We start from the raw sequence: 15,161 nt of genomic DNA, 5'->3' as shown, positions 1-15,161 counted from the left end.
CCGATCAGAGTCGAACCTATAGAGGGCAAAATGAACTCAGTCCAACACGATGTTGCCGGCAAAAAATTCCTGATCCTACAAGACGGAAGAGAAGCTCATTTAGTTTATAGAGAGATAGGAGCCCACGTTTGGGATCTATATCATACTTTTGTTCCGACTGATTTTAGGGGAAAAGGGATCGCCTCCCAGCTTGCAGAAGCTGCGCTCAAAACCGCAAGGGCTGAAACTAAAAAGATCATCCCGAATTGCTCTTTTGTGCAGACATATCTTAGAAGACATCCCGAATATTCGGACCTGGTGATCATGGAATGATCCATCATATAGCGATTTCCACTCGGGACCCGGAAACATTAAAAAAGTTTTATATGATTATCCCTGGATTATCATTGGAAAAGGACCATTTTTACCAAGACGGCAAGCTTAGAGCTTCCTGGTTTTTAGCAGGAACGACACGTATCATGATAGAAAAAGAAGATGAGCCCAAGGCTCCTCATGCGCTTATCTTCTCGGCTCAAAAAAAAGAAGAAAGGGAAAAGATAGATTCTTTATTCGGAAATTCTTTTACGGAAAAAACGGATTATACAAAGTATTTTACAGACCCGGATGGGAATCGTGTAGGATTTAGTTCCTACCCGGAACCCTGGAATTAGGTTGTAGCTAACGCTTTGGCTGCAATATATGAAGTTGTCCAGGCATTCTGGAAATTGAATCCGCCTGTGATCCCGTCTATATCCAAAACTTCTCCGGCAAAATACAACCCTGGATGAAGCCTACTTTCCATTTTAGAAAAATCCACTTCCTTGCGGCGAATTCCTCCGCAGGTCACAAATTCATCTTTAAAAACTCCCTTGCCTGAAACCTTCAAAAGGGTTCTTTTTAAGATCTCTTCCGCTTGGTGTAATTCTTTGGAGGAGATTTCGGACCACCTTTTATCCGGACCGCAAGACTTCTCCCAAACTCTTTCCCAAAATCTGGACGGAAGGTCGAATTCGGAACGACTTCCGGGCTTTTTTGAGGGACTATCCTTCTTCTTTTCTAAAAATATTTCTCTCAATTCCTGCCTGGAATGATTGGGGACCCAATCGATTAACAATTCAGCTTTATAATCGGAATCGAATAACTCACGAGCAGCCCAGGCAGAAAGTTTGAGAACTGCCGGACCGCTTAAACCCCAATGAGTAAAAAGAATGGGACCCCTTTGTTTTAGTTTAGAATTTTTGAATATGATCTCCACGTCCGAAACTGTAAGCCCTTGAAATCCATCCAGCAAAGGATCCGAGATCTCGAAAGTAAATAACGAGGGGACAGGAGATTCGATGGTATGGCCCATATTTTCCAGCCATCCCCATACTTTACGCGAGGATCCGCTTGCTACCAAAACGGAATCGAAATATTCTTCTCCGTCTTCCGTTTGTATCCTGAATCTTTTGCCGTTCGGATCATCATTTTTATAAATTCCTAATATAGAAATTTTGGTTTGGATCTTTACTCCCGATTTTTTGGCTTCTTCCAATAAACAATCGATGATTGTTTCGGAATTATCGGTGACAGGGAACATTCTGCCATCGTTCTCCGCCTTTAATTTAACTCCTCTGGATTCGAAAAACCGGATCGTGTCTTTCGGTTGGAAGATCTCGAATGCTCTTTTAAGCTCCTTCTCTCCTCTCGGATAACGTTTGGATAATTCTTCGGGATCAAAACAGGAATGAGTGACGTTACATCTTCCTCCTCCTGAAATTTTCACTTTGGACAATACGTTGGGAGATTTTTCGTATAATTGTACCGATATTCTTCCTTCTGAAAGAATTCTAGTTTGTATGGCTCCGAAAAAACCGGCGGCTCCGCCGCCGATCACCGCTAATTTTTTGGTCTGGACTTCTTCCATGAATGGAGAGTTATATCGTCCCCATTTTTCCTGCGGAATAATCCTCGAAAGCCTGTTGTATTTCCTGAGGAGTACTCATGACAAAAGGGCCATAACGTGCAACAGGCTCGTTGATAGGTTGTCCCCCTAAGATCAAAACTTCCCAAGCAAAATTATCGGGAGCTCTAAGGCCTATACTACCTTCTCCGCCTTGGTAAAATACTGTCTCACCCTCAACAAGATCGTGCTCAGCGTCTGTGTCGATTACAGTACCTTCGCCCACGAATGGATACACCAGAATATTATAATCTTTTGGCACAGGCACTTCCGCGTAGGAACCCGGGGAAAGTTTCAAATGGAAGAAAGTAATCGGGGTCTGGGTCTGGATCACTGCATTCGTTCCCCAAAGTTCTCCTGCGACCACCTTTGCCCAAACGCCGTCTTTCTCTGCCACAGGAATTTCGGAGGAATCAACTTCCTGGTATTTCGGGGAAATAAGTTTTTTATCCCTTGGGAGATTGACCCAGATCTGGAATCCGTGCATTCTTCCGCCTCTTGATTGAAAATCAGCGGAAGGAAGTTCCGAATGTACAAGGCCTGCTCCTGCGGTCATCCACTGGATACCGCCTTCTTTTAATTTTCCCGCATGTCCCCAGGAATCTCTATGTTCCATTTCGCCGGATAAAAGATACGTAACGGTCTCGAAACCTCTGTGAGGATGATCGGGGGCACCGATTGCTTTGCCTGGTTCGTAAACTACAGGTCCCATTTCATCCAAAAGTAAGAAAGGGTCCCAATAAGAAAATTGCGGAACTGGGAAGGGTCTTCGAACTGGAAATCCCCCACCTTCGATAGTTTTTTCGGCGATTCTTGTTCCGGTTATTCGTCTAAAACCCATATTTCCTCTCTATATTACATTGGACTCGAAAAAGGATCCTAAGGGAATTCTTTTTAAAGAAAGAGAGAAGTTTCCATGGCGACGACTACTATTGCTTTTACTGTGCCGATTTCTTTGAGCAGGGCGTTCGATTACGTTTCTAATTTCGAACGTTTGCCTGACTGGTCGGAAAATATTCTCTCCTTTAAGAAAAATGAAAGTACTCCCGGATTTCAAGTGAAAACTAAATTTTGGTTTTTCACATATAAGTTCCAATACCAAATAATAGAATCTAAGTATCCAAGCAGACTGGTGCTGCGGATCAAAAGCGGATTTTCGGATCGGACGGAAACCTTCTCCTTCTATCCGGACCCGAAAGGCTCCGATACCGATACCAAAATCCTTTTTACAAGTCATATGGAACTATCCGGATTTTCTAAAATTTTCCAATCCTGGATCTTCTCCCAGGTTTTCAAAAACACTAGGAAAGATATCCGAAAACTACAAGAAATCCTTTCTCAGGGTAAAACCTTAGGGGCCCGCAATTTTCAGGTGATACATGACTAATCTTGAAAATAATTTACTAGGTAGATAAATCCTTGTATTTTTGCTTTCGAAAAGGAGAATATACCCCGTTATTTTTTAGTCTTAAATAATATCGTATTTTAATATGGAAAATCTTCCTTATAGCGTAGCTCCCATATCCGAAAATGAAGAAGAAAGGATACAAGCATTAAAGCGTTATAGGATTCTCGATACGCCTTCCGAGGAAAAATACGACGGTATCGTAAAGGCGGCCTCCCTCATTTGTGGGACACCTATCGCTTTAATCTCCTTAATAGATTCGGAAAGACAATGGTTCAAGGCCAGAATGGGTCTGGAAGTAAATGAAACTCCTAGGCAAATTTCATTTTGCCAATTTGCAGTTTCCGAAAATAAGGCGTTGGTAGTTGAGGACGCTTTAAATGATCCTAGATTCCGACAAAATCCTCTTGTATTAAATGATCCGAATATTAGATTTTATGCAGGCGCTCCGTTACGTACGCCTGACGGTTATGTACTTGGCACACTTTGTGTGATTGATACCCAACCGAAAAAGATATCCGAGGCAGAGGTAAAGGCGCTCGAAGCATTAGCAAACTCAGTAGTTTCCTTTATGGAGTTAGATGCTAAATCTCAGGCGCTGATCCAGCTACAGTCTGTTGCATTAGAATTACAAAAAGCCAAAGAACAATTCTTTATAAATATGAACCATGAGCTTAGGACCCCGGTGCATGGTATCCTAGGAATGGTGGACCTATTAAGGCAAACGCAAAATCCGGAACTTCAAAGAGAATACCTGGATTCATTGACGGAAAGTTCGGAACATCTCATTCGATTGATCAATGACGTAATCGATTTTAGCAAAGCGGAATCGGGTTCATTACATTTCAGTTTTAAAGAATTCGATATGATCTCTCTTCTGGAAAAATATGCTGAAGAAGCGTCAGACAAAGCATTCAAAAAAGGATTAGCATTTAAAACGATTCTCCCTCCTGCGAGAGAGAGTATCGATGTAAAATCCGACTCTATCCGAGTAAGACAAGTCCTTTCCAATTTAGTTTCTAATGCACTAAAATTCACTGAAAAAGGCGGAATTACCGTAGAGTTGGATTTAGGACGAGAAACCGAAACTGACGTTACTCTTACTTTGAGTGTAAAAGATACAGGCATTGGAATTGAAGAAAATAGGATCCCGACCTTATTCGAAGCATTCTCTCAAACCGATATTTCTACTACTAGAAAGTATGGTGGAACAGGACTTGGACTTTCTATCTGCAAACGTATCTGCGAAGCATTGGATTGGAATATATCCGTACAAAGCGAGTCGGCCCAGGGCTCTAAATTCATTTTAGAAATGACTCTTCCGAAAGCGGACATTTCCGAAAAAGTCAAAATTGCAAGATCAAAAAGTCTGATCAATTTCGATTTCTCGGAACATCAAGATCTGAAAATCCTTGTCGCGGAAGATAATCCAGTCAACCAACGATTAATCCAAAAGATGTTGGAAAAATTAGGATTAAGTTGCGCAATCGTTTCGAACGGAATTGACGCCTTGGCATATTGGGAAGAGAAGGATGTGGATCTTCTTCTTTTAGATATACAAATGCCAGAGTTGAGCGGACTCGAAACAGCGCGGATCTTAAAGAAGAAACCTAGCCTGAAAAAGGTTCCTTGGATCATAGCAGTCACCGCCCATGACAGCCCGGAAGACAGAAAAGCATGTGCCGAAGCAGGCATGGACGATTATTTAGGAAAACCTTTCCGAATAGAAGATCTGGGAGAAAAAATCCAAGAATTTCTAAAGGATTTCCCTTCCTCACTTGCTTCCTAAATTACATTAGGAAATTTGAAAGCATTTTCCGTCCACCTTCGGTTGCAAACGACTCGGGATGGAATTGAACTCCTTCCATTCTTTTTTCCTTATTACGAATTCCCATTAGCTCCGAGCCTGCATAAGCAGTCCTTTCCCATTCTATCCCGAGAGAATTATCATCCACCACCAGAGAATGATATCTCATCACTTTCAGATCGGAAGGAAGATCCCGAAACACTCCTTTACCGTCCGTTTTGATCTCGGAAATTTTTCCGTGCATAGGATATTCTGCTTTTATAATGTTTGCTCCTGCAAAATGGGCCATCCCCTGCATTCCCAAACAAACCCCCAAAATTGGGACCTCTCCTTCCAGTCTTTTTAGGATCTCCATCGAACAGCCGAAATATTCAGGATCTTCCGGAGTTCCTGGGCCGGGAGAAAGCAAGATCCTATCGTATTTTTCTTGGACAATTTTGGAAACATCGGTTTCATTCTGACGGATCACATCCAATCGGAATCTGTAAGGAAACTCTTCTTCTAAAATTTCTCCTATAAGTTGAAATAGATTATAGGAAAAAGAATCGTGATGATCTACTAATAATACTTTCATCGAGCTGCCTCCATCGCTTTTAAAACCGCTCCTAATTTATGACCTATCTCATGGTATTCCGCATCCGGATTCGAATCCATAACGATCCCTCCGGAGGCACGGACCACTGCCTCTTCTTCCTTTCTAAAATAACTTCGGATCGGAATACAGAAGGAACAATTTCCATCAAAGCCGAATCTTCCTACTGCTCCTCCATAGGGACCTCTTGGATCGTTTTCTATTCTGTGAATGATCTTCATGGATTCTATCTTCGGAGCGCCGCTTAACGTTCCAGTTGGAAAAGAAGAAGCTAATCCTGAAAACATATCCTGACCCGCACGGATGATCCCGGAAACTTCAGTAGATAGATGTTGCACATGACTGAATCTTTTGAGAGCGAAAGAATCTCGCACCTTTACCGTTCCGAATTTTGAAACTCTTCCTAGATCATTTCTATGCAGATCCACAAGCATATTATGCTCTGCGATCTCTTTCGGATCCGAGAGTAGCTCAAGCGCTAACTTTTGATCTTCTTCCTCGTTTGTTCCTCTTCGGATGGTTCCTGCCAAAGGAAAACTTTCTGCGAGTCCGTCTTTTAATCTAAACAAAAGTTCCGGACTTGCTCCTAAATGGACTTCTCCTGGAAAGCTCATAAAGAACATAAAAGGAGAAGGATTTACTTTTCGGACCGATTTGTATAATTCGAAATCCCCTCTTTTTCTATCCTTTGCTGTTCTTGTCTCCCCGACTAAAAATGTTTTTCTAAATCCTACTTGGCACTGGAATGTATTTCCTTTACGGATCTCTTCTAAAACTTCATCTACCATAGATCTATGCTCTTCTTTCGTTTTAGAAAAACCTAAATCTACTGCTTTGAATTTTCCGTTATCCGGAGTTTTTTTATTATAAATATCTTCGAACAGATTATATCGATCCGTTCCGTAATGGAAGTATTTGGATTCTCCAGTTCTTCTATCTAAGAGGATACCGTCTTCCATCCAAGCAAAACAGAACTTAGGAAATTTGGGATGTTCTTTCAGAAGAAGGCTCGATTCCATATCGTTCGCAGCCTCGTAGGAAAGGTAACCGTATAGACCTCCTCCGCCTACTTCCGTACATTCTAAGAATGATTTTTTAGGCGAAAAAATTTCCGAGAATAGCCTGTATGGATTTCCCCTCGCAATCTCTACTCCGTCACATGCTAATTTATCTTCCTTAGCTCTGAATACCCTCTTTGGAAAACCTGAAATAAAACTGTATCTGGAATTATCCGATTCCGGTCCCAAACTTTCGAATAGGACCGCTACTTCAGTCTCTTCCATTAACTTTTGGAAATATTCCAGGGTACAATTCTCCTTTAAAGGAAAGGGTCGGACGATTGGTCTTTTAAAACGTGACGCTTCTTTTCTGATATTTTGGATTTCTATGGACATAATTGCCTCCTTAATTTCGAGTCGAATCGCTCGATAACACATTATAAAAAAGGAATATGTAGGTATAACTAGGCCCGGGAGGGCCACCAAGAGAAATCAGAAGAAAAGATAGAAAGAACGAAAGCAAACAAAGAAGTTTCGGACTCCTCGATCGAAATTTCGACCAAGGAGCCGTATGGAAAAGAAAACCGTCTGTAAACGGAATTTTTCAACCTAAGAGCATCTCCAAATTACTTTTTCCGGGTGGAACCATTGGAAAAACCTGAAGATCCTGATCGATGGGAACAACGACCAGTCCAGGCCCCTTCTCCTTTAAAAAAGTCTCCAGATCTTCTAAATTTTTTCCCTCTTCCCCCAGATCCAAACTATAAACTCCGAAAGCGTTGGCGATCTTAGAGAATTTAGAATGAGAAGGATAAGCGCTTCCGTTATACCTACTTCCGTAAAATAAATTCTGTTGTTGGCGCACCAGCCCAAGATTCCGATTATCGAATATTATAATTTTAATATCCGATTGTAACTCGCTCAAAGTATCCAATTCTTGGATATTCATCAAAATAGATCCGTCTCCGGAAAAACAAACGATCTTAGAGTTCGGATCCGCAAGAGAAGCTCCGATTGCAGCAGGCAAACCAAAACCCATGGTCCCAAGTCCTCCGGAAGTCAAAAATGTCCCGCTTTTCCGGAATGGATAATATTGAGCAACCCACATCTGGTGTTGTCCAACGTCAGTGCTGATCCTTGTATTCGGACCTAAGGAATTTGCAACGGACAAAATAATATCCTGAGGAGAAAACCCTTTAGGAGTAGAAATCGGATTTAAAGGATACAGTTCTTTGTAAGAACGGATCTGCCATCTCCATTCTTCCCTTTTGCGATTCGGAAACTCTCCCATACTCTCTAAAAAGTATTTTAAATCCGAACAAAAACCGAAATCGGGTCTTCTTAACTTTCCGATTTCCTTATAATCGATGTCTACATGGATCACTTTTGCACTAGGACAGAATGTTTCTAATTTTCCAGTAGCCCTATCGTCGAAACGAACCCCGAATGCCAAAAGAAGATCCGACTCGGACAATAATCGATTCGTATAAGGAGCGCCGTGCATTCCTAGCATTCCCAAAGACAGTTCGTGCGTTTGTGAAAAAGAATCCAGTCCCATCAAAGTGCACACTACGGGAATATCCTGGGACTCCGCTAATTGTTGGATAAGATCTTCTGCGCCGGAACCCTTAACTCCTCCTCCTATATACAAAACCGGTCTTTTAGAATTTTCTAATAAAGAATAGAATCTAAGTTTATCAGCTTCAGAGATAAAGATCTTAGGAGGGCTTATTTCTTCCTGAGAATCCCAAATGGATTTTATCTGTGACATAGAAAGTGAAATTGAAGCCGACTGTATATCTTTTGGAACATCAATCCAGACAGGGCCAGGTCTTGGTCCTTCTGCGATCTGAAATGCTTCCGGCAAAACGCGAATAAGTTCCGATACGGAACGAACCAAATAGGTTTTTTTAGTAATAGGTAAAGATAATCCGTATGTATCTATTTCTTGGAAAGCATCGGTTCCGATAAGAGATAAAGGCACTTGGCCAGTAATAGCGACTAAGGGTATAGAATCCGATTTTGCATCCGCAACTGAGGTGATCAGATTTGTAACTCCAGGACCCGAGGAAGCTAAACAAACTGCAGGTTTTTTAGTGACTCTGGCTTCTCCTTGAGCCATAAACCCTCCTCCCTGTTCATGTCTTGCAAGAATATGCCGTATTCCGCTATTATGAAGTGCATCGTATAACGGTAAATTGGCGCCGCCAGGGATCCCATATACGTTATGGATCCTTCTTCTTTTTAAATATGCAACGATCAATTCGGCTCCGGTTTTGGGATCCTTATCTTCTCTAAGCCAGGCCTTGTTTTTTTCAGTAATCGTTTCCATTCTTGCCTCACACAGTGTAGAAATAAAAAAAGCCCCCCTCGGCTTTACGCCGAGAGGGGCTTTTCGAGGATTGCTGCCTACGAAAGAACCTTAGGGCGTAATTGCCGACCAGGGTAGCGTGACCACTACCACCATCCAGAGGACGACCCAAAGGGTTTGGCTAGACTGTAATCCTAATTTATTCATTACGTAGAAAATGACGGATAAACCGCTTAAGATATTCACGATTTACTTATAAAAATTTGCAAGAACTTTTTACTATCTTGCCTGAGTCCGAAAAGGAAGCTCGTGAAGTAGATTTTCGTTGCTCAAATCCGCTTACGACGTATCATCCCATCCCAAGGAAATAAAAATGGCAAGCGTCACTCTTAAAGGTAACCCAGTTCAACTTGAAGGAAAATTATTAGAAGTAGGTGCAAAGGCTCCGGATTTTAACGGAACGGCAAAAGACTTAAGCACCAAGTCTCTCAAAGATTATAACGGAAAAGTAAAAATCTTGGTTTCGGTCCCAAGCTTGGACACGTCCGTATGTGCAATGGAAACTAAAAAATTCCACGAAAGAGCGGCAAAGCTGGATGGGATCGTAACCGTAGTCGTTTCCGGAGACCTTCCTTTCGCAATGAATCGTTTTTGCACTATGGAAGGATTGGATTCTCCGAACCTGGTCACGCTCTCTCAATTCAGGGACTTCTCTTTTTCAAAAGCGTATGGGACTCACATCGCAGATGGAGGTTTAAAAGGACTTTCTGCAAGAGCCGTTTTCGTTTTGGATAAGAACGATACCGTCCAGTACGTTGAGTTAGTTCCGGAGATTGCAAGCGAGCCAAACTATGAAGCTGCCATTGGAGCCGCTAAAAAATTAGTTTAAACGAATATGAAACATAAGCTTATTCAAGCTTCAAAAATTTGGATGAGCTTACATTAATACTAAACATCTTGTATTAAACATTAAAAGACGAAGATCATTTTAACTGTTGTGCGCCCTTCTTCAAAAGCACCGAAGAAAGCTCAGTATAACATCTCGAAGAAAGGTGACTAATATCCGAAAATCTCTCGCATTTTAATTTTTCATCAGATTCAAAATCGACCAGCACCGCATCATAGCGATTCGCTAAATTTTTTAATCTTTCTTTCCAGATAATCTCTAGTTTATATTTTTTATGAATCTTTTCTAATTCAGGATGGACCTTAGGTATCCAAAGTACGACTGGAATTTTTCTATCTTTAGCTTTCTTGAGAGTCTCTTCCATAAACTTCCAGATAGATTCATCTTGTTTGAAAGAATTATAAAATTCCTTTTCTATTGTTTTCTTGCTGATCTCGATTTTCAGCTTTAATTCATCTGATTCCTCTTCTAACGGAGAAAAATCTTTAAACTCAGATTCTGAATAAACTCTAGGAACTTCTTTTGATTTCCTACTAAATATATCACTCAACTGATTATCTAGATTCATCGTTGCAAGACGAATCATAGCTTCTTCAGCCTTTGCTTTTCCAGAAAGATTGTCTTCGATTGCCTTTCTGGAAATTCTATACCTTAAGGTAGCGAATAATCTTGTAGTAATTATATCATAAATGTATTCGTTCGGGATCGAATCGAGGTGTTTCAAAACGAAAGGAAGCGAAATAGCTTCTAACTTGGCATACTTTGTATATCTATTATTTTTATTAAACCCGAAAGCGGAAGTTTCAATTAAAAGGAGATCCGGCGACATCCCTCTTTCCAGCAGTTCAGTAAATCGAGTAAAAAAGACTGCAGGATTTGATCCAGGACTTGCGAACGCAAAAAATTCAAATGAATCAACTAGAGATTTTTCTTCCAAACTCGTAAATCGGTCTACTTCAGTATGTAGATGATTTGGTACATGATAAAAAGGCAATGATCGAGAAGAGCCAAATACCCAAGCAGTCTTTTTCCCTTCGACAGGAAACATACCAACTTCTTTAGGATCTATATCATCTAAGGTTTCTTGGTATGGATTAGATTTTAAGGAGTCAGTTAAAAAGTATTTTATTTCAGGAATAAGTACAAGCTTATCTAATAAAAAATACAAAAGAAAGAAGATTTGAATAAGGTATTTTTTCATATAATCTCTTAGAATTGAAAATAAATAAATGGAGAAGCTTGTGAAGAAACCGAAGCAGTCAAGAAAGCAATGATCAAAGCAAAAACTGGAACAACAAGCTCCCTATATCTAAAACTAATCGACTTTGATTCTTTAGGTAAATATTCATAGAGTTGAGTCAACAGTCCTAAAATTACCAATAAGAGCAAAGGACCAACATCTAATAATCTAATCTTTCCAGAATTAGCAAAGATACCAGATATCATAGAAAATGATAACGAAGCAGAGTCTGCCCTAAAAAAAATCCAAGCAAAACATACCGCATGGAATACAATAAGAGCTGAAATAATTTTAAGAAACTTTGATCTTTCTCGCGAAGGACTTTCAAGGCCTAATAACCTTTCTATAACCAAATATGAACCGTGTAAGAATCCCCAAATTATAAATGTGTAATTCGCCCCATGCCAAAGTCCTCCAAGAAGCATAGTAAGAAATAAATTTATGAAAGTTCGCAATTTGCCCTGCCTATTTCCGCCAAGAGAGATGTATAAATAATCTCTTAACCAAGTAGAAAGGGTTATGTGCCATCTAGTCCAAAATTCCTTAAATGTTAGAGAAAAATAAGGTGCATTAAAATTCGGGGGAATGTCAAAACCTAAAAGTAAAGCCATCCCTCTTGCCATATCCGTATAACCTGCGAAATCACAATATATTTGAATTGCAAATCCATAGACAGAGGCGATTAAACTAACAGAATCATATTCACTTGGATTTGAAAAAACTGGATCTATTAATCCAGAAATCGAATCAGCTATCAGAACTTTTTTGATAACTCCAACGATTATAAGAATGTAACCCGAATTAAAAGAAAGACCTGAATAACGACGATTTCTATCAAGCTGATCAAAAAAATCTCCATGCCGCATGATCGGACCAGCAATTAATTGAGGAAAAAATAAAATAAATAGACTGAACTTTTCTAGACTGATTTTTTCGGAAAATTTTTCTCTTTGCGAATCAATCTGTAATGCCAATATCTGAAATGTATAGAAACTGATCGCTAACGGGAGAACTATACTCTTTGAATCTAACAAAAGTTGTTTTCCTGCATCTCCTGATATACCTAAATCCACAAAAAAATTTAAAAGGAAATAAGTGTATTTGAAAAAGGCTAGATTTATTAAGTTTAATATTACCGTTATACTCAAACTAAGTCTGCCTGGATGCTTAGATGCCCATATATAAAGAAGATAGTTAATTAATATTGTTCCTAGAAAATGGAAGAGAAAAAGAATACTCCAATACCCGTAGAATATTACAGAGCCAAGCAAAAGAATAGCGTTCCCAAATCTTTTAGGTGCTTTCCAATAAAGAAGATGAAGAGATATAAAGAATACAACAAAAACTATTGAATTAAAGATCATTCCTGGAAAGTTTGTTTTAAATGGCCGGATGGGCAACAAAAAATTCTCAAGGCGCCGGAAAGCGAATCTTTTGCAGTTCCATAATTTTCGCATGCACTATCTTCCATATATCAAATTGCGATAAACCTCCAGAAAGTGAGTCCGAAAAAGTTCTTTCATACCTACTCAAACCTTCCCTTGCCATGTATGGAGATAGCGTGATAGCTGCCTGGCCAATTGAGAAGCAGCTTCCTGAATTTAACGGGGCAAAATTCGCCTTTCCAGTAAGGAACACTTATATAATTCTCGACTCAATCCAAAAAGATCATCAACGATATGACGCATGTTTATATGAAGGTGGAGTGAATGATTTCCTAAACAATTATGCGCCCGATCCAGCAGAAGTGGATGCTACAATCGACAGACAAATGCAAGGTATTCAAATCTTACAAACAAGATGCAAGCATGTCATTGCTCTGAATATTTGGAATGTTAAGTTTCCTTGGCCAACTTTGGCTGCCTCAATGATAACTGCGAAGATGAAAGAACGGATTAACTTTATCCCAAGAATCGATACCGAACTCCTGATTACGGATGATATGATTCCGGATGGAGCCCATCCAAATGAAAAAGGATATGAAGTTCTATCCAAAGCCGTTAGAGAACAGCTACTACCTTTCTTTCCAATTTTGTTTCTGAACGAATAAGGCCTTAAAAATGAAATGGAAAACTTACATACCATTCGTTCTTTCGTATTCAGTTTTTATAATTCCTTTATTGCCCGCTCCGGGAAATGAAGAAAGGCCGGTACACCCAAACCTGAACCAAGAATTGGCAGTATATAACAAAGTATATATTGCAGGAACGGCCACAGACAGAACCCCCAGGCAAGAAGACGGTTACGAAAGAGATAGAAAGATTTCCGCAGTTGGAGAAATGAAACTTTCGGATTCATTTTCAGTGACTGCAAGTTACGGATACATAGATCATTATTCCACAACCAGAAAAATTTGGAGCGGTTGGGATAGATGGGCAGTGGGTGCAAAATATTATGTAAAAACAGATTTTGCATCATTCGGTGGCGGAGTTCAATTTTTAGGACCTTCTGTCTCCCAACCTAAAGAAGCGGATATCAATCCGGATCTATTTCTGATCCGGGCTTATTTTGGCGGGTTAAAAAGATTCGGCGCATTCTCCATCCAAGGAACCGTAAACTTTGAATCCGAAACCAACTCTTCCGGAAAAGAAACTGCGGAAGAGAACTTTAAAAGATTCTTATATTCAGGATTAACTCTTTCGTACGGCCTACCTTCTAAAACGAATTTACTTTTAGAGTTCGGTCATAGAACTACCGTATCGAATACGATTACACCGTATTCCGATTATTTCGTGATTGCACCTGGGGTTCAGTACCCTATAAATCCGAACGGGTATTTAACTTTTTCCCTCCTGTTGCAGACAAGGACAGATTCGAATATAGATCGTGGATTTAAAATAGGATATTTATATTTTTTTGGAGATTAAAAAACCTTCTCGCTTAAGCCTGAAATATAAGATTGCTGGACAAACCAAAAGTTTCAGTCAAAACTATTCGAATGGAAAAGATCTTAGGTTCAATCACAGCTTCCATTTTATTCTTCTTATCCGCATTACATATTTACTGGGCATTCGGAGAAAAACGAATATCAGTCACAGTCATTCCAGAAACGAACGGTAAACCTGCATTTATCCCAAGCAGAGGACTAACATTGCTTGTTGCACTCGCACTCTTTGGCTTCGGAGCAGTGGCACTTTGGTCTTCCGGAAATATTTTCGCTCAAAACAAAATGAGCGCAGTCTTCTCTCTATTGATCTCATTCATCTTTTTAGGAAGAGCCATTGGAGATTTCAGATTGGTGGGCTATTTTAAAAAAATTAAAAATACTAAATTCGCAAAATATGATTATTTAATCTATTCGCCTGTTTGTATAATTATAGGAATCTCTTATTTATATCTTAGCTGGATAAGTTTCTAATCCTATATTTTGTTTTTCCAACCAATTAATAATTTGACATAAAACTATAAATTCCCCTTTTCTGAATCCTCGCGCTTTCCAGTTTGGAGGAATAGGAAAGACATATGCAAATCTCTAAATCATTCTTTTACGAAATCCCGGTCCTTTGGAGCCAATGCGATCCGAACGGCCATTTGAATGTCGGGAACTTCCAAGTATTCCTTCACGAAGGACGAATGGTTGCTCTAGAAGAAGCAGGCCTTTCCTTCTCTCAAATGAAATCCGAAAACATAGGTCCGATGATCCTAAGAGGCGAAACGGATTATAAAGCGGAAATCCGTTATCCGGACACCGCTTTAATAGAGACTCAGTTTGGCGAGATCTCCGGCTCCAGATGTAAGGTGTTCCAAAAATTGATACGAAAATCCGACGGCAAAGTTTCCTGCGAATCCATCTCTCATTGTATCATGTTTGATTTCGGCAAGAAAAGACCATGGAAGTATACGGACAAATTCCTGGAAGGATTAGGAGTTAATGTTGGAGCTCCTACAAATTAACTTAGAATTTGTAATTGAAAGATTTATAATTTTATGATACAGGGGAAAGGCTTCTCCCACAAGCCCTCCTCCGCCACCCGAACCAG

At 39.9% G+C, this 15,161-nt stretch carries 16 protein-coding genes; 9 read left to right on the top strand and 7 right to left on the bottom strand.

Going from position 1 to position 15,161, the window contains the following annotated elements; genetic code table 11:
- Positions 1-30 precede the first annotated feature (30 nt).
- Both LEP1GSC185_RS06710 and LEP1GSC185_RS06705 read left to right on the top strand, forming a co-directional pair.
- A complete protein-coding gene (locus tag LEP1GSC185_RS06710) occupies positions 31-312 on the top strand; it encodes a GNAT family N-acetyltransferase (RefSeq protein WP_008595568.1) in 282 nt (93 codons plus the stop codon).
- A complete protein-coding gene (locus LEP1GSC185_RS06705; RefSeq protein WP_008595301.1) occupies positions 309-650 on the top strand; it encodes a VOC family protein in 342 nt (113 codons plus the stop codon). Before LEP1GSC185_RS06710 ends, LEP1GSC185_RS06705 begins: the two co-directional genes overlap by 4 nt.
- Here LEP1GSC185_RS06705 and LEP1GSC185_RS06700 read toward each other — a convergent pair.
- Together LEP1GSC185_RS06700 and LEP1GSC185_RS06695 are read right to left on the bottom strand one after the other, a co-directional pair.
- Positions 647-1,885 carry a BaiN/RdsA family NAD(P)/FAD-dependent oxidoreductase gene (locus LEP1GSC185_RS06700; RefSeq protein WP_008593929.1) on the bottom strand — a complete coding sequence of 413 codons (1,239 nt, stop codon included), beginning with the start codon at positions 1,883-1,885 and terminating at the stop codon, positions 647-649. The two genes, LEP1GSC185_RS06705 and LEP1GSC185_RS06700, sit on opposite strands and share 4 nt — an antisense overlap.
- A gap of 10 nt (positions 1,886-1,895) precedes the next feature.
- Positions 1,896-2,762, bottom strand: coding sequence for a pirin family protein (locus LEP1GSC185_RS06695; RefSeq protein WP_008593560.1), 867 nt, complete (start codon positions 2,760-2,762; stop codon positions 1,896-1,898).
- 75 nt (positions 2,763-2,837) lie between these two features.
- Here LEP1GSC185_RS06695 and LEP1GSC185_RS06690 point away from each other — a divergent pair, with 75 nt between their 5' ends.
- Positions 2,838-3,308, top strand: coding sequence for an LIC13081 family protein (locus tag LEP1GSC185_RS06690; RefSeq protein ID WP_008594819.1), 471 nt, complete (start codon positions 2,838-2,840; stop codon positions 3,306-3,308).
- 103 nt (positions 3,309-3,411) lie between these two features.
- On the top strand, positions 3,412-5,115 hold the full coding sequence (locus tag LEP1GSC185_RS06685; RefSeq protein WP_008593836.1) for a hybrid sensor histidine kinase/response regulator: 1,704 nt from the start codon (positions 3,412-3,414) through the stop codon (positions 5,113-5,115).
- A gap of 1 nt (position 5,116) precedes the next feature.
- Here the strand turns inward: LEP1GSC185_RS06685 and LEP1GSC185_RS06680 are convergent, their stop codons facing one another.
- From LEP1GSC185_RS06680 to ilvB, 3 genes are all read right to left on the bottom strand, one after another.
- Positions 5,117-5,707 carry an anthranilate synthase component II gene (locus LEP1GSC185_RS06680; protein WP_008595741.1) on the bottom strand — a complete coding sequence of 197 codons (591 nt, stop codon included), beginning with the start codon at positions 5,705-5,707 and terminating at the stop codon, positions 5,117-5,119.
- Entirely contained in the window at positions 5,704-7,119 is a 1,416-nt protein-coding gene (locus tag LEP1GSC185_RS06675) for an anthranilate synthase component I family protein (protein ID WP_008593529.1), read from the bottom strand. The genes LEP1GSC185_RS06680 and LEP1GSC185_RS06675 overlap by 4 nt, the downstream gene beginning before the upstream one ends.
- Before the next feature lie 208 nt (positions 7,120-7,327).
- Positions 7,328-9,055, bottom strand: coding sequence for a biosynthetic-type acetolactate synthase large subunit (ilvB, locus tag LEP1GSC185_RS06670; RefSeq protein WP_008595391.1), 1,728 nt, complete (start codon positions 9,053-9,055; stop codon positions 7,328-7,330).
- A gap of 352 nt (positions 9,056-9,407) precedes the next feature.
- Here ilvB and tpx point away from each other — a divergent pair, with 352 nt between their 5' ends.
- A complete protein-coding gene (gene tpx, locus LEP1GSC185_RS06665; protein WP_008594597.1) occupies positions 9,408-9,923 on the top strand; it encodes a thiol peroxidase in 516 nt (171 codons plus the stop codon).
- A 94-nt stretch (positions 9,924-10,017) separates the two neighbouring features.
- Here tpx and LEP1GSC185_RS06660 read toward each other — a convergent pair whose 3' ends face one another.
- Together LEP1GSC185_RS06660 and LEP1GSC185_RS06655 are read right to left on the bottom strand one after the other, a co-directional pair.
- Positions 10,018-11,142, bottom strand: a complete 1,125-nt coding sequence (locus LEP1GSC185_RS06660; RefSeq protein WP_008593808.1) for a DUF1574 family protein — start codon at positions 11,140-11,142, stop codon at positions 10,018-10,020.
- Positions 11,143-11,150: 8 nt separating this feature from the next.
- Positions 11,151-12,545 (bottom strand): MBOAT family O-acyltransferase, encoded by a 1,395-nt coding sequence (locus LEP1GSC185_RS06655; RefSeq protein ID WP_010513606.1) that lies wholly within the window; start codon positions 12,543-12,545, stop codon positions 11,151-11,153.
- A gap of 20 nt (positions 12,546-12,565) precedes the next feature.
- Here LEP1GSC185_RS06655 and LEP1GSC185_RS06650 point away from each other — a divergent pair, with 20 nt between their 5' ends.
- The 4 genes from LEP1GSC185_RS06650 to LEP1GSC185_RS06635 all read left to right on the top strand — a co-directional run bounded on the left by LEP1GSC185_RS06650 (position 12,566) and on the right by LEP1GSC185_RS06635 (position 15,075).
- Positions 12,566-13,231, top strand: coding sequence for an SGNH/GDSL hydrolase family protein (locus tag LEP1GSC185_RS06650; RefSeq protein WP_008595820.1), 666 nt, complete (start codon positions 12,566-12,568; stop codon positions 13,229-13,231).
- Between the two features lie 10 nt (positions 13,232-13,241).
- A complete protein-coding gene (locus LEP1GSC185_RS06645; protein ID WP_008595015.1) occupies positions 13,242-14,048 on the top strand; it encodes a hypothetical protein in 807 nt (268 codons plus the stop codon).
- Positions 14,049-14,080: 32 nt separating this feature from the next.
- Positions 14,081-14,539 carry a DUF3995 domain-containing protein gene (locus LEP1GSC185_RS06640; RefSeq protein ID WP_008594701.1) on the top strand — a complete coding sequence of 153 codons (459 nt, stop codon included), beginning with the start codon at positions 14,081-14,083 and terminating at the stop codon, positions 14,537-14,539.
- Positions 14,540-14,643: 104 nt separating this feature from the next.
- Positions 14,644-15,075: an acyl-CoA thioesterase gene (locus LEP1GSC185_RS06635; protein ID WP_008594779.1), complete on the top strand. Its 432-nt coding sequence runs from the start codon at positions 14,644-14,646 to the stop codon at positions 15,073-15,075.
- Positions 15,076-15,161: the final 86 nt, after the last annotated feature.

It is taken from the genome of Leptospira licerasiae serovar Varillal str. VAR 010 (assembly GCF_000244755.1).
GTDB classification, from domain to species: Bacteria; Spirochaetota; Leptospiria; order Leptospirales; family Leptospiraceae; genus Leptospira_B; species Leptospira_B licerasiae.
Note: the sequence above shows the minus strand (reverse complement) of the source record. Positions and strands in the feature narration are given on the sequence as shown.